This window comes from Amycolatopsis sp. NPDC114478, assembly GCF_055633805.1.
In genome coordinates this window covers 1-12,717 of the sequence record NZ_JBVKDO010000051.1, presented here as the reverse complement: position 1 = coordinate 12,717, position 12,717 = coordinate 1, and the positions used below count along the sequence as shown (strand labels likewise).

Annotated in this window: 11 protein-coding genes; 5 read left to right on the top strand and 6 right to left on the bottom strand. The window is 66.2% G+C overall.

Features of this window, described 5'->3' with window-relative positions; all coding sequences use genetic code 11:
• Positions 1–711: 711 nt before the first annotated feature.
• Genes ACZ7OH_RS51710 through ACZ7OH_RS51700 form a run of 3 tightly spaced genes read left to right on the top strand, consistent with a single transcriptional unit; the run spans position 712 to position 5,685 of the window.
• Positions 712–3,477 carry a hypothetical protein gene (locus ACZ7OH_RS51710; protein ID WP_470287708.1) on the top strand — a complete coding sequence of 922 codons (2,766 nt, stop codon included), beginning with the start codon at positions 712–714 and terminating at the stop codon, positions 3,475–3,477.
• Between the two features lie 59 nt (positions 3,478–3,536).
• Complete coding sequence (locus ACZ7OH_RS51705) at positions 3,537–3,944, top strand: hypothetical protein (RefSeq protein WP_470287707.1); 408 nt, start codon at positions 3,537–3,539, stop codon at positions 3,942–3,944.
• A 4-nt stretch (positions 3,945–3,948) separates the two neighbouring features.
• On the top strand, positions 3,949–5,685 hold the full coding sequence (locus ACZ7OH_RS51700; protein WP_470287706.1) for a hypothetical protein: 1,737 nt from the start codon (positions 3,949–3,951) through the stop codon (positions 5,683–5,685).
• A gap of 936 nt (positions 5,686–6,621) precedes the next feature.
• Here the strand turns inward: ACZ7OH_RS51700 and ACZ7OH_RS51695 are convergent.
• From ACZ7OH_RS51695 to ACZ7OH_RS51685, 3 genes are all read right to left on the bottom strand, one after another.
• Positions 6,622–7,266 carry a TetR/AcrR family transcriptional regulator gene (locus ACZ7OH_RS51695; protein ID WP_470287705.1) on the bottom strand — a complete coding sequence of 215 codons (645 nt, stop codon included), beginning with the start codon at positions 7,264–7,266 and terminating at the stop codon, positions 6,622–6,624.
• 92 nt (positions 7,267–7,358) lie between these two features.
• Positions 7,359–7,763, bottom strand: a complete 405-nt coding sequence (locus ACZ7OH_RS51690; protein ID WP_470287704.1) for a VOC family protein — start codon at positions 7,761–7,763, stop codon at positions 7,359–7,361.
• A gap of 211 nt (positions 7,764–7,974) precedes the next feature.
• Positions 7,975–8,868, bottom strand: a complete 894-nt coding sequence (locus tag ACZ7OH_RS51685; protein WP_470287703.1) for an SDR family NAD(P)-dependent oxidoreductase — start codon at positions 8,866–8,868, stop codon at positions 7,975–7,977.
• A gap of 199 nt (positions 8,869–9,067) precedes the next feature.
• Here ACZ7OH_RS51685 and ACZ7OH_RS51680 point away from each other — a divergent pair, with 199 nt between their 5' ends.
• Entirely contained in the window at positions 9,068–9,292 is a 225-nt protein-coding gene (locus tag ACZ7OH_RS51680; RefSeq protein WP_470287702.1) for a hypothetical protein, read from the top strand.
• 414 nt (positions 9,293–9,706) lie between these two features.
• Here the strand turns inward: ACZ7OH_RS51680 and ACZ7OH_RS51675 are convergent, their stop codons facing one another.
• Complete coding sequence (locus tag ACZ7OH_RS51675) at positions 9,707–10,312, bottom strand: TetR/AcrR family transcriptional regulator (RefSeq protein ID WP_470287701.1); 606 nt, start codon at positions 10,310–10,312, stop codon at positions 9,707–9,709.
• A gap of 95 nt (positions 10,313–10,407) precedes the next feature.
• On the opposite strand from ACZ7OH_RS51675, the gene ACZ7OH_RS51670 reads away from it, so the two are divergent.
• Positions 10,408–10,629, top strand: coding sequence for an SDR family NAD(P)-dependent oxidoreductase (locus tag ACZ7OH_RS51670; protein WP_400890718.1), 222 nt, complete (start codon positions 10,408–10,410; stop codon positions 10,627–10,629).
• Between the two features lie 310 nt (positions 10,630–10,939).
• On the opposite strand, the gene ACZ7OH_RS51665 is transcribed toward ACZ7OH_RS51670, so the two are convergent.
• Positions 10,940–11,530, bottom strand: a complete 591-nt coding sequence (locus tag ACZ7OH_RS51665) for a hypothetical protein (protein ID WP_470287700.1) — start codon at positions 11,528–11,530, stop codon at positions 10,940–10,942.
• 524 nt (positions 11,531–12,054) lie between these two features.
• A partial coding sequence (locus tag ACZ7OH_RS51660; protein WP_470287699.1) for a hypothetical protein occupies positions 12,055–12,717 on the bottom strand: 663 nt, incomplete at its 5' end.

The window sequence follows — 12,717 nt, the reverse complement described above, 5'->3', positions numbered from 1 at the left end:
CCCGCTCACGCAGCTCGTCGCTGTACTTCTTCGGTGCCGGCATGCTCTGCATCCTCCCTGAGATCAGAGCCTGCACAGAACCCGGGGCGCATCAACCACGCACCCTCGTAGCCCGTGTCGACGCTTTCACCTGCGGTTACCAGCGTCACCTACCGGTGCAGTGGCCTTATTTGAGTCTGCGATATTCGCCGGCCGGTCCGACCAGATGGTAGTCAAGACCGCGCTTGGCTCGCGTGGCGCAGCCCAGCGGCAATCGCGCTCCGCTCACCGAGCACCAGTCCGCGCGGTCGGGCGCAGCCGGCGCGGGTTCGCCGTCGAGCTGGAAAGCGCGCCCGCTGCCGACGGAATACAGCTGTGCCCTTCCGGGATGCCGGGTGGTGACGTGAGTCAGGGCGTCCCAATCGACGAGGGCAGCGTTCAGAGTGGACAGGTGTTGTGCGGTCAGGGCACGACCAAGGCTTCGCGGCGGCGCGGGTGGTTCGCTCCATCCGGGTGACGCTACAGAGCTACTTGGGTTGGCCGAGAAGATTGCGTGGCAACCGGGTTATGCCTCTTCGTGCGTACTTCCGGGCGATTCGAGGATTCAATCGTGGGAAAAGGATAGCTTGGGAATCGGCCTGGCAACCGGGGATTTCGGTTGACAGTCGACGGTGGGGTGGGCATGCCATCCGCGCCCTATCTATCAGGACGCAGTCACACGAGGGGGGAAACGTGTCGTTGCTCGTCACGTTCACCGGCAAGGTACCGTTGGCCAAAAGCGGACAGGACGCCAGCTACCAGGTCTGGACCTACACCGTCCAGCCGTCGCAGGCCGATTTGGCGACCGTTTCGCGCATCGCGCTGGCCGTCCCGGCCGACATCGACGTCCAAGATCCGCGCCGGTATCCGGACGTGGCCGCGCTGGGCGGCTCGTTCCTCGAACATGACGCGAACCTGAGCCGGCAGTACGTGGGCAAGACGCTGGCCACGCCGGCGATCGGGCCGCAGACCATCTCGTTCGTGGCGCCAGCCGGCCAGTCCGAGCGGGAGGTGCTGTTGGTCGGGGCCTCCAGCGGCCGGCCATGGACGGTCCTGCCGTACGCCACGACGGCCAGCGGGACGGCGGCCAACGTGCAGGTGCTCCCGGCACCGAAAGCCGCGCCGCCGGTCTCGAACGGCCGCCCCGTCAACCAGTTCGCCGGCACGCTGCCCTACGCCAGCGAGGTGTTCGGCGTGTACCAGCCGCTGATGGGCTGGCGCGGCCAGCAGAACACGCAACGCTTCACCGCCGCGCTCACCCGTGAGCAGCTCACCGCGTTCGCCGACGAGCACCCGCTCACCGACGCGGTGCTGTCCCCGGTCGGCCTGGTGAACCTGTTCCGGGAGTACTTCTTCGAGTTCGACACGTTTCTCGGTACGCCGGCCGGGCACCTGTGGCTCAGCCCCGGCGGCACCGTCGAGCTCATCGAGACCAGCACCCGGCGCACGCTCACCGAGCAGACCGCCGAGCAGTCCGAGAGGACCGATCGCAAGGCCGAGGAGAGCCTGACCGACCAGAGCGACATCGCCGACGCAGTCAAGGAGTCCAACGCCAACGACACCACACTGGGCGCCAGCGCGTCGGGCGGCGGCGGCTTCGCCGGCGTTTGGCACGCCGAGGGCAGCGCCTCGTTCAGCAACAAGATTACAACCAACCACTCCTCCGAGCTGACCCACAAGCACACCCGGACCCAGAGCAGCAAGGTCTCCAGCCAGATCACCCGCAACTTCAAGACCACGTTCAAGACCACCACCGAGACCACCGACACCAACAGCCGCCGGTACGTGGTGCAGAACACCACTGACAAGCTCGTCAACTACGAGCTACGGCGCAAGATGCGCAAGGTCGGCGTACAGCTGCAGCACTTGGGCAGCCAGCTGTCCTGGCAGGTGTTCCTGGGTCTGTCGACGGAGGCGGGCGGCAACCTCACCGGTACGCCGCCCGGCCTGCACCTGGGCATGGGGGAGATGGTCAGCGTGGTGCCCGCGCCGGACCTCACCTCGGTGAAGAAGCCGGACCTGCAGCCGATACCCGGGCAGAAGCCGGTCGTGTACCACCTGTCGGTGCCGTTCCAGCAGTCGGACGGCGGTGGCCCCGACAACGACGAGGACTACGACACCGAGCCGGATAACCAGGACCACGGCATTCACCACACGCCGCCCGGTAGTTCGAACGACATCATCCAGTTCTGGTTCGAGTACCCGCTGCCGGACCCGCCGGACGGGTATCAGGTGAACAAGATCGGGGTGCTCGACTTTCACAACGCGGACATCCAGTACATTATCGACAACCCGGACCACAGCAAGCCGAACCCGAACGTCACGCAGAACTCGTTCGCGATCCGGCTGACCCACGCCAACTTCCACGGCGCGATGGCCCTGCCGTTCGACGCCACGATCGTGTACGAACCGCTGACCGCGACCGTGCAGGCGATCAAGGAAGCGAACGCCGCCGCGCAGGCGGACTACGACCGGTCGGTGGCGCTGATCCTGCGGCAGGCGTACGCGAACGCGGTGGCCGACCGGCTCAAGACGGTCAGCGGGATCAAGCCGCGCCCCTCCGAGGACCTGCGCACAGAGGAACGGCAGGCCGTCTACGCCCAGCTCATCCAGAAGCTCGAGTCGATCATCCCGGACAAGCACCTTGCATCCGAGCTGATCCGCCAGATGTTCGACGTCGACCAGATGCTGTACTTCGTTGCGTCCGACTACTGGCGCCCCGGCGCCTCGACCGGCGCTGCCGGCGCGGCCTCGCTCGGTCGGTACGAGGTGCCGCCGGCCATCTGGCTCCCGTCCGACGCGCCGCCGTACATGGACAAGAGCGACCCACTGCTCGGCGAGACCGTGTTGAGCTGGTACTCGCACACCGCGTCGGAGAACCAGCCGGGCGCGACAGCCACGAACACCGTGGCGAACCACGGGGACAAGTACGACCCGACCAAGCCGCCGTCCGAGCAGCAGGAGTACCGGGTCAACTACCTGATCACCGGGGACTCCCAGCCGGCGCCGATGGGCAGTTCGCTGGGCTGGCTGATCCAGACCGACGGCGACGCGCGGCGCAACGAATTCCTCAACGCCGCCTGGGTCAAGGTGGTGCTGCCCATCCGGCAGGGCTTCGAGTCGGCGGCCTACGACTGGCTGAGGAAGGCCCAGGTGGAAGGCACCGACAACCTCACGCTGACCTACGACTGGCAGGCCGGGGATCCGCCGGACTGGCAGGGCAAGCAGATCGGCGAGGTGCTGGCGCTGCTGGCCGCGGAACTCAAGGCGGCCAACACCACGATGGTCAACACGCTGGCCACTGAGACCGTGTACCAGGCCGGGTTCGACCCGCTGGAGGGCGGGTTCCGGCCCGCCGACCCATACCAGATCTTCGACCAGTGGATCGAGGTCCTGCCCACCGACCAGGTCGTCGCGGTGGAGGTCACCTACGACCCCAAGACCGGTCAGCAGGTGTAGGAATGGCCACCCCAACCCCACCCGCCCTCGGTGGGATAACCCCGCCGACGCCCCGGCGGATGGACAGCTACAGCCCGGCGGAGTCGGCAGCCTTCGCCGACTGGGACTTCTTCGCCGGGCACCCCAGCACCCCGGGCACTGTCGTCGAGGTGCTGTCCACATTCGGCAAGTCCAAGATCGGCCGTTACCCCAAGCCGAGCAACCCCGCAGATGTCCAGTACGTCGTCTTCTTCTCCAACAACGCCACGAAGGAGACCTTCGAGGTCCACGGCACCGTCGCGCGCGCTTACCGGGACCTCGTCCGCAACAGCCAAAAGGTGTTCGACACCGGATTCGAAACGTTGGACGGCGGACTCCGCCATCCTGCCCCCTTCCAAGTCTTCGATCAGTGGCTGGACGGGCTGCCCATCGACCAGATCGTCGTGGTGGAGTTCAGCTACGATCCCAAGACCGGCCGAGAGCTTTGATCCGATGGCAGGCATTGAGATCCGGTGGCGCCGCCCAGGGGAGAAACCGCACTTCTTCTTGCGGCGCGGCGGCCCCGGCGGCGCACCAGATGGAACCGTGCTCGCGGTGCTCACGGCCTTGACTGCAGCGGACGAGGCGAGGTGGTCGGCCCCCTCTGCAGGGCGGGATTGCTCGGAAACCGCTGGCGACGACACCGTCGTCCGGTTCGCCGCGGTCGCGCAATCCTCTGGATACCGGCTAACCTTCACTGTCCAGATTGCCGTGCAGGGTAAACAGTGCGAGGCACTGACCTTCACGCAGCACTTCACGGCGGCAGGCAACGGCAGGCTGATACCGGACAAGTTCGAAACCCCGCACTACGATGTAACGGTCAAGCGCCAAGGCGGTGACGACCCGATCGCCCAGGACGTGCCGGTGCGCACCGCCTCCGGTGTCCGAAGCTTCAACGGCATCCACCCGCTGCTCCAAATGACCGGCCCCGCCACGGTTTTGGTTGACACCGAGTTTCTCGATGTCACAAAGCTGTGGTGGGATCTACACTTCCGGCTGACACCCAAAAACGCGCCGACGAACTCGGTGCAATTCGATCCCGCCTACCTCGCTCCCGGAATCCGGGCTAGGTCCACACGGTTAGCGGTGCTCGTAAATACCCGCACGCTGCCGATGATCTGGTTCGCCTCGGTGCCAGAAGCCGCCGCCGAAGTCCCGGACGGCACCACTCTCGGCGGCTACGTGTTCTTCCGACCGCCCGGTAGTGCCCCGGTGGCCTATTCCTCCACTGAAGCAGACGGATTGGCAAGCAAGAGCCTGGCGACTCGAGGAATGGCCACGCTCGGACGCTACCTGCTCTCCGGACGGATCAAAGGTCAGCAACCAGACGTGGCGATGCTGCCCGACTACCGGCCGTGGCTGGCCTACGTCGAACAGAAAACCCGCCCACTGGAAGAACCCAACTTCCTGCCGTGCGGTATGGAGGAAGCGCTGAGCCGGGCGACATCCCTGCTTCTGAAGCAGCGCAAGGAAACACGGGTGTTGCTGCTTCCGTTGCTCACCCAGGGAGGTGGTTACGGCGACATTCCCGGCGCCGGCCTGCCGGACCGGGTCGACGCCGCGCTGCGGCTGCTGTGGTGCCGCGACCTCGTCGGTGGCCGGGGGCGGCCACTCACGAGTCCGCGTGCGATTACTCCTCCGCAACCACCGCAGCCGGGCCTGAGCACGGTGCCGACCGGAGCGCTCAAGCTGTCGGACGACATCTGGCTCGGCGGCTACAGCGCCAGCGGACCGACGGTGTGGACCGCGCTGCAAGTACCCGCGACCAGGAAACGGGTCAGCCGCGTCATCGCGTTCGACCCGGTTGACCTCGTGAGCAAAGGCACCGAGGTGCTGATCGCGACCGCACGGGCACGTGGCGCTGGGAAGCTGGCGGTCTTCCTCGCCTGGACGCCGAACACCGTGCACGATCCGCCCCAGCAGCTCGCGGTGGCCTTACGGCGGGCGGGAGCGATGGTCACGGTGCTGCCCGAAGCAGGACGGAGCTACTTCACCATGCCGCCCAATCCCAGGAACCCCTGGATCGAGTACGTGTTCGACGCGAATCGTCCCTGGAAGGACGGCCTGCAGCCCGAAGCGAAAGCCAACTTATGGTGGCACCAGGTGATCGTCTTCGGCGGTGAACAGTTCGTCACCGATCCAGCCAATCCCAGCTCGATCAGCTTCATGCAGCAAACGATGATGCCGTAGCGAATCTTCCACCGCTGGTGATGTCAGTCGGTGCGCGCAACACCGCGAGGCTCACGTCGCGGCCGTCGCCACCATCGCGATAGCGCAGGCACGACCGTGCCGGGGACTGACCGTCGGTCCCGAACGGACTTGCCAGCGCGGACCAGCGCGACCGCCCGAGCACGGAACTCGGCGGAATAAGCGTTCGGCATGATCGTCAGCCTTCCAGACGAGGCACCGTCGACTCCAGCAACCAGAGTCCGTCAGCTGGGGGCAACGCCAACTCCGGGTCCAGGAACGACACATCGCCAGCCCGGCTGGAACCAGACCCGGCGGAGCCCGCGACCTCGCGGACGCTAACGCCGTACTGCGAACGCAGAACCGCGACCTCCGCCACCAACTGGACCTCGCCTGCGCCCAGATTCAACGCCTGGCACTCGAAAACGATCGGCTCCGCGAACTGGCCCACGCAACGGCACGCGTCACCACCCTCGAACACAGGTAGATCATGAGCCGATCACAACCGGGGACGACCTGCAGGGCGAGGCACGATCAATCCCGACGGTTCGCGGCCTGAAGCGGGAGCGGTGCACTTTCACTGATCCGCCCTGAGAATTATACGCCAGCCGCAACGACTTCCGCGACCGCTCCCACTCAACCAACTGCGTGGCGCGCTCGGCCGGCGTACCGACCCCGCATACCGGAATTCTCGGAGAATCGCTCCACCTGGACCAGCGCTGGATCATCGTTCCGTAGGGTACGCACCCTGCCACTGTGCGCGTAGCCGAATTGAGGTTGCTCGCGATGCGGCGATCACCGGCGCTCTGCTGGGCGGTGCGCCCCGGCGACCCGGGACAGCACCCCGAATCGTCGAGGTGGCATGGGCGGGGCCCGCGCCGACGCACGGCCCCGAGGACGGACGGATGGTCACCAGCGCCGAGCAGCAGGGGACCGCGTTCAGGGCAGAGAGGTGAGCGCGTCTTCCAGCGCTGCCCGCGCGCCGCGCAGGGCGAGACGGAGCTGCTCCGGTGTCCGGCGGATCTGAGCCAGCAGGAGACCGCCTTGGATTGCGGCCATGGTGAGGTGGGCCAGCTCGGTCACGTCCACGTCCGGGCGCAGTTCGCCCGACCCTTGCATCCGGCGCAGGCCCGCGATGAGCGGCGCCTCCCAGCGCGCAAAGGCGTCCACGAACACTTGTCGGGTGGGGTCGTCCTGGCCGCCGAGCTGGGCGGCCAACGAGCCGATCGCGCAACTGCCCACCGCGTCCTGCCGCGTCCCGTTGGCCACAATCGCGTCGAACCAGCGGTCGATCCCGGCCAGCGAGTCGACTTCCTGGAGCAGCGGTTCCTGCGCGGCCAACACCGTGTCCACGGTGACACGAACCACCGAGCGGATGAGATCGTCCCGGTCGTCGAAGTAGTGATAGAGCTGGCTGCGGCCGACTTCCGCAGCGCGTTCGACTTCGTCCAACGTCACCGCCGCAACGCCGCGCCGCAGGATCAGGTCCGCGGCCGCATCAAGGATGCGCTTTCGGGTCGCGCGACCCCGCGCGGTGGTCGGTGTGTGGCGTTCCCGCAGCGCATCACCCCGCAGCTCAGCCAAGGTCAACGTCCCCGGCTGGAGTACTGGTGACGGCAATCATTTGTCCTGCATATCTAACTCCGGGTGTGAGGAGTGATGGCGGGGATGGGCACTCAGCGTCGTCTCTGCCCGACCTCGATGAGGTGACCGTCGGGGTCACGCAGGTAGCAGCGGATCTCCGGGCCACGATCGATCGGTTCGGTGAGGAACTGCGCGCCCTTGGCCGACCAGTCGGCGTATACAGCGGCGATGTCGGCAACACGGATATTCAGGAACGCGCTGACCCGGTCCGGATCGTGCGGCGCCTCGAGCGTAATCGAGGGTTTGTCGTCCGTGGGGCCGCCGCCGGTGTTCATGATGATCCAGCTGTTGGTCAGCGCCACGATCGTCGGCTCGCCATCCGTCAGCGCCTCGCCACCGAGCACCCCGGTGTAGAAGGCCCGCGAGCGGCCGACATCGTCGGAGACGAGGAAATGGGTGGGCATGATGCCCTCGGCTGGGGCGGGAAAGTCTGCCACGACGCAACTCCTATCGGTGATGTGGGCGGGGCGAGTGCCGCCCCCGTCATGGACTGGGCCTTGGGTGTGAGCGGCAGTTCCGGTGATGGCGTCGGCGCTTGGCGACGGGCCCAGGAATGCCCACCGACCCCCAGGCGCGAGGATCACGTGGCGCCCGCAACGCTGGCGTGAGCTCTTTGTCGGCGGGTCTCATCGGTAGGTGACCGCCGGCTCAGGGGTGGGCGCGCAATTCCCGTTCGGTCTGGGCGTAGATGCGTTCCTGGGCTTCGACGTCCTGGGACTGCTTCGAGGACTTCTTCAACTTCGCGGAGCTGTAGTAGCCCCCGGTCGCGGTCGCGAGCTCCGGATCGGCCATCAGCCGCACGCAGCCGCGTGACCCCTTCTCCGGACCCGGGATGAACGGATTGGTCAACGCCTCGATCATTTTGAACGGGCCGCCGGCCTTGCTGCCGAGACTGGTTTTGACCGCGCCCGGGCTGACTGCGTTGAACGTCAGGCCCTCCCTCTCGTGGCGGCGAGCTTGGGCGTAGGTGTACATCAGGGCCAGCAGTTTGGCGTCGGCGTAGGCCTGGATTTGCTTGTACTTGCCCGGGTAGCTCCAGTCGGTGATCGGGTTGCCCCGCGACTCGACCAGGGCGGTCATGTTGACCACCCGCGAGGGCGTACCGACATCATCAGCGCCCTTCCCAAGCAGGTCGAGCAGCCCGTCGGTCAGTGCCGCCAGCGCGACGTGATTGATGGCGATGGTCCGCTCGTACCCGTCGGGTGACAGTGCCTTGCTGGCGAACGCGGCGCCCGCGTTGTTGACCAGTCCGTTGAGACCCTTCGGCGCGGTCTCGTGCACGGCGTCGACCAGCCCCCGAACACCGGCCAAAGATCCGAGGTCTCCGGCAACGGCCAGGTACCGGCCTTTGCCGTTGCCGTTGGTGACCAGCAGGTCGACAGCGCGTCGGGCGGGGTCGGCAGTGCGGGCGTGCACCAGCACGGTCGCTCCACTGTTCCCAATGCCTTGGGCTGTTTCGTAGCCGATACTGCCGGCGGCGCCGGTGACCAGCACGGTCTGTCCGTCCAGCCGACCGGCGAATTGAGCATCGAACTTGCTCATGATCTCTCCTCGAAAGATGCACAGCAGAAGTGAGTCGCGCAACCCAGTCTGTCAGCGTCGAAGTGGGCTGTCAAACTCAGAACTCGATCGTGGCGTCATAGTCAGCCACGCCCGGGAGCGACCAACGCTCACCGCCACGGGAGCACGCGCCCGGCCCGAGTCGCTGCGGCGTCCGCCCACGTAATCCATCCCGCGCGGCGTGGCTGACACCACCCTCGAAGGCGTCAAGGCCGCAGCGAATGTCAGCGGATCGCAGCTTCACCACTACTCCCCGGACAAGGACGATCTTGTCCAGGCCGCCCTCGACTGCCAAGCGAATGCCGCCGTCAATAACCGACGACAAGCCGATTTCGGCAACACCGGACGTCGTCGCGCCTGGCGCGGCTCAGCTCCACTTCGTGGCCGGTGGGTTGCATGGAGTTGACCTGGCGAGCTGCAGATTGGCTTCTGAGGCGAGGTCCCTGAGCTGGTTGCCACGAAGTGCACCGGTTCGGAGCCAGCGACGGCAGCCGCGATCCGGCCAAGGTGACACTCCAACAGTTGCGAATAGAAGACATCATCCTTCGCCCTCAGGCCGGACAGCTGTATCTCCACAACAGTCGTGCCGTCGCCCGTCGCCCGTCGGCGTCAACTGTCTTGAGCGGACCAGCCCATGCCCAAGAGACAGAGCCGGTCCTGCTCGGCGAGGTCAGCTCACAAAATGTCAGCCCGGGCGCAACCAGGTGTCCACACCGGCGAATGGCAGCGGATGAAAAAGCACATCAGGCTCAGGCAACTGCTCTATCCGAAAACCGTGAGCCGACCTCGGCGATGGCTGTGAACGAAACCCGGCTTGGGCTCATCTGCCGACGGTCAGAGCAAGGAGGGTATTGACCGCAGTTTCCAACGGACGGCTACTCCGGTGCACCTGGGAGAGCAGAAGCCCTCCTTCGAGCGTGGCGAGCAGAGTAATGGCGAGGTCGTCCGGGTCAACGCCGGATGGGAGTTTCCCCTCGGCGTGAAGGGACCGTAGTCCATCGCCGATGGCGGCTGCCCACTGATCGAACCCTGCCGCGATGAGCGCTCGGGCCTCGGGGTCATTCTCGGCCAGTTGACCAACGAGCGAGCCAAGTGCGCAACCCCCCTTTGCCTTGGTGCGCTTCGCTGCGGCGATCACCATCTTCCGCCAAGTCTCGACTCCGTTCGCGCTGCCGAGGGCCTGCCGGTTGCGACTGACGATGGCGTCGGCATGGTAGTCGATAACCGCCTGCACCAGGTCGTTCTTGTCGGGGAAATAGTGGTACATCTGAGAGCCACTCACTTCCGCCGCCACCTTGACGTCTTCCAAGGTGGTGTCCGCCACCCCGCGCTCATGGATCAGGGCGGCAGCCTCCTCCACTATCCGCGCCCGGGTGCGTGCTCCCTTGGCGGTGAGCCTCGGCCGACCACTCGTCTCGTTGACCATGCACCCATGCTAGCAGGATTTTGAGGTTGACAACCCAGTCCGACAGGGCGAGGTTGAGTTGTGCAACCCAGTTTTCAAGTGAGGACACACAGCGAATGACTGATCTGAAAGGCCGGACCGCGCTTGTCACCGGGTCGACGAGCGGGATCGGCAAGGCTACGGCGTTGGCTCTCGCCGCCCGCGGCGCTCACGTACTCGTGGTCGGACGTAACGAACAGCGAGCTGATCAATGCCTACGAGACAGCCCAGGCCGCGCCGGCGGAGGTGGCCGCGCCGAAGCCAGCGCGGAAGCGGGCGTCGGAGAAGTGATCTTGTGATCGGCGTTGTTCGTGTCCGGCGGGGGACGGTTCGTGGTCGCTGACGCTGATGTGGCCAGGGTGGTCGAGGCTGCCGCCGATCTGAGCGTTCAGCCCCGGGCCCGCCGATGGGTCCATCTTCCGATGTGCGTGCTGGACGCGGTGTTCTCCATCAATGCGCGTTATCGCAGCGTGGTCGCCGTATGCGACCGCTACGCCCAACACCAAGGCCTCGACCCACACCTGGTGGCTGCCGCCGACGCAGCCACGGTGATTGGCACCCAGGCAATCGGGGGACTTCCCGCTCGTCGACCGGAACCTCCGCCAGGTTCTATGACTCCGAATTTCCGTGCGCATGCCGCCGGCTACCCGGTTCCGCCGAGCCGAGCGCACGGCGCAGGTCCGCGGGATGCCGGATCCACAGGTCGACCGCCATCCCGTCGGGACGGGTCAGGGTGAGGCATCCCTGACTGCCCGGACCCCAAAGCGACACGACCTCTGGCGTCCACGACCGGTCCCAGACGACCGGCCCCACTCCCCGCTTCCGGTCACCTTCTCGCGGCTCCCAGCGCAATCCGCCGTCGACCAACGAAAGCCGACCGAGCAGCTCACCGACCTCCTGCTGCCGCGAATGCCGCCCGGGCGCCTTGGCCCCGAGCTGCAGGGCGGCAGCGACCGGCAGCTGCGCGGACCACGACGGCGCGGCACCGGACGCCCGCCGCCGCGCCTCGGCCCGCCTGTCGCGCCACACGACGAACATGAACGCGACATACACCAGCACCAGAAACCCGACCGCCCCGGCCACCGCGGCAACCCAGCCCACCTTGAACGCGAGTGACGCGGACAGGGCGGCCAAGAAGAGTAAGCCGATGAGCGAACTCGCCCGGCGGCGTCGCTCGCGTTCCATACCGTATTCGGTCATCACGATTCCTCCGCTCCAGGGTCAGCAGACGATCGCCGCCCCGCCATACGGAGAATACGTGCGCGGCGCCGGCGCTTTTCAGTGTCGCGGAGTGTCGCCCAGTGTCATGCTCTACTTCGACAACGGAGCCCCATCGGAGACGCACTACCCATGATTCTGGACTATTGCGGACTCACCGTCAATCATCCAAGGTGACGTGTTGTACACCGCTGATCGCGGCGTCATTTGACCTTGACGACGACTTCGCCCTTTGCGCGTCCGAGCCCCGGTCGGCGCCGGGACGGCGAGTTCCTCCGGGACGGACGGTGCGGCCAGGACCGGCGTACCCGACCAGCGCCACGCTGAACTGCCTGCGTGTGCCGCCGGAATGATCCTGCGGCACACGCAGCGGCTGGGCCGCCACCGCCGCGAGTTCCCAACCGAACTCGCCCGGTTGACGGTCGGCACCCTTGGCGCCTTGATCATCCGCAACGCATTTGCGAGATCATTTCGGGGTGGGATGTGGATCTGGAGGCACGTGGCTCTCAGAAGACGGGAAGCGCGAGCCGCGAGCCGCGAGCATGATAGGAGAGGACGGCGCCGTTGTGCGCGTCAACGATCACGATGTCGTCTCCGATCTTGTGCCCTGTGGTTCGGCTCCGGCCGACGACCTTGATCATCCAGGCGAGGCGCGGTGGTTCGTTTGGTTCGCCGGTGGCGTACACGATGAGTTTGCCGTGGTGCATTTCCGCGTAGGGCAGTTCGGACCGGTTCGCGGCGATCATATCCGCATCCGGGCCCGGCACGGTCGGCCGGGTGTTGGCCACGGAAATTGTGTCGAAATCCTTGATTACGCGACGGATGTGCCCGTCAAGGGTCATGCCGACGATGATCTGGAATGGGTACACCTCAATGCCTTCGTAGGTGAGGTGGTACCTGATGTGCACGAGGACGTCGGTGAACACGGTCCCGGGCCGACGGATGTGCACGTTGCGCACCAGCAGGCTGAACGCCGGCCCGAGCCCGATCTCATGGGCGACGTGGGGCCAGAGCTCATGCGCCAGCTGCCTGGCACGGTCCAGGTCGTCGACAGGGAACTCCACCCCTCCGAGACTAAGGGATGTCTCGTAACTCGTGTTGTGGTTGGTGGGGCTGGTGTTGCCGGTCAGTTGGCGAGGAGGATGTTGTGCAGGTGCGCGATGCCGGAC

Excerpts from the sequence above, each read along its gene's own strand:
- ACZ7OH_RS51705 (WP_470287707.1), top strand. The coding sequence starts at position 3,537 with ATGGACAGCTACAGCCCGGCGGAGTCGGCAGCCTTCGCCGACTGGGAC.
- ACZ7OH_RS51700 (WP_470287706.1), top strand. The coding sequence starts at position 3,949 with ATGGCAGGCATTGAGATCCGGTGGCGCCGCCCAGGGGAGAAACCGCAC.
- ACZ7OH_RS51685 (WP_470287703.1), bottom strand. The coding sequence starts at position 8,868 with ATGAGCAAGTTCGATGCTCAATTCGCCGGTCGGCTGGACGGACAGACC.
- ACZ7OH_RS51675 (WP_470287701.1), bottom strand. The coding sequence starts at position 10,312 with ATGGTCAACGAGACGAGTGGTCGGCCGAGGCTCACCGCCAAGGGAGCA.
- ACZ7OH_RS51670 (WP_400890718.1), top strand. The coding sequence starts at position 10,408 with ATGACTGATCTGAAAGGCCGGACCGCGCTTGTCACCGGGTCGACGAGC.
- ACZ7OH_RS51665 (WP_470287700.1), bottom strand. The coding sequence starts at position 11,530 with ATGACCGAATACGGTATGGAACGCGAGCGACGCCGCCGGGCGAGTTCG.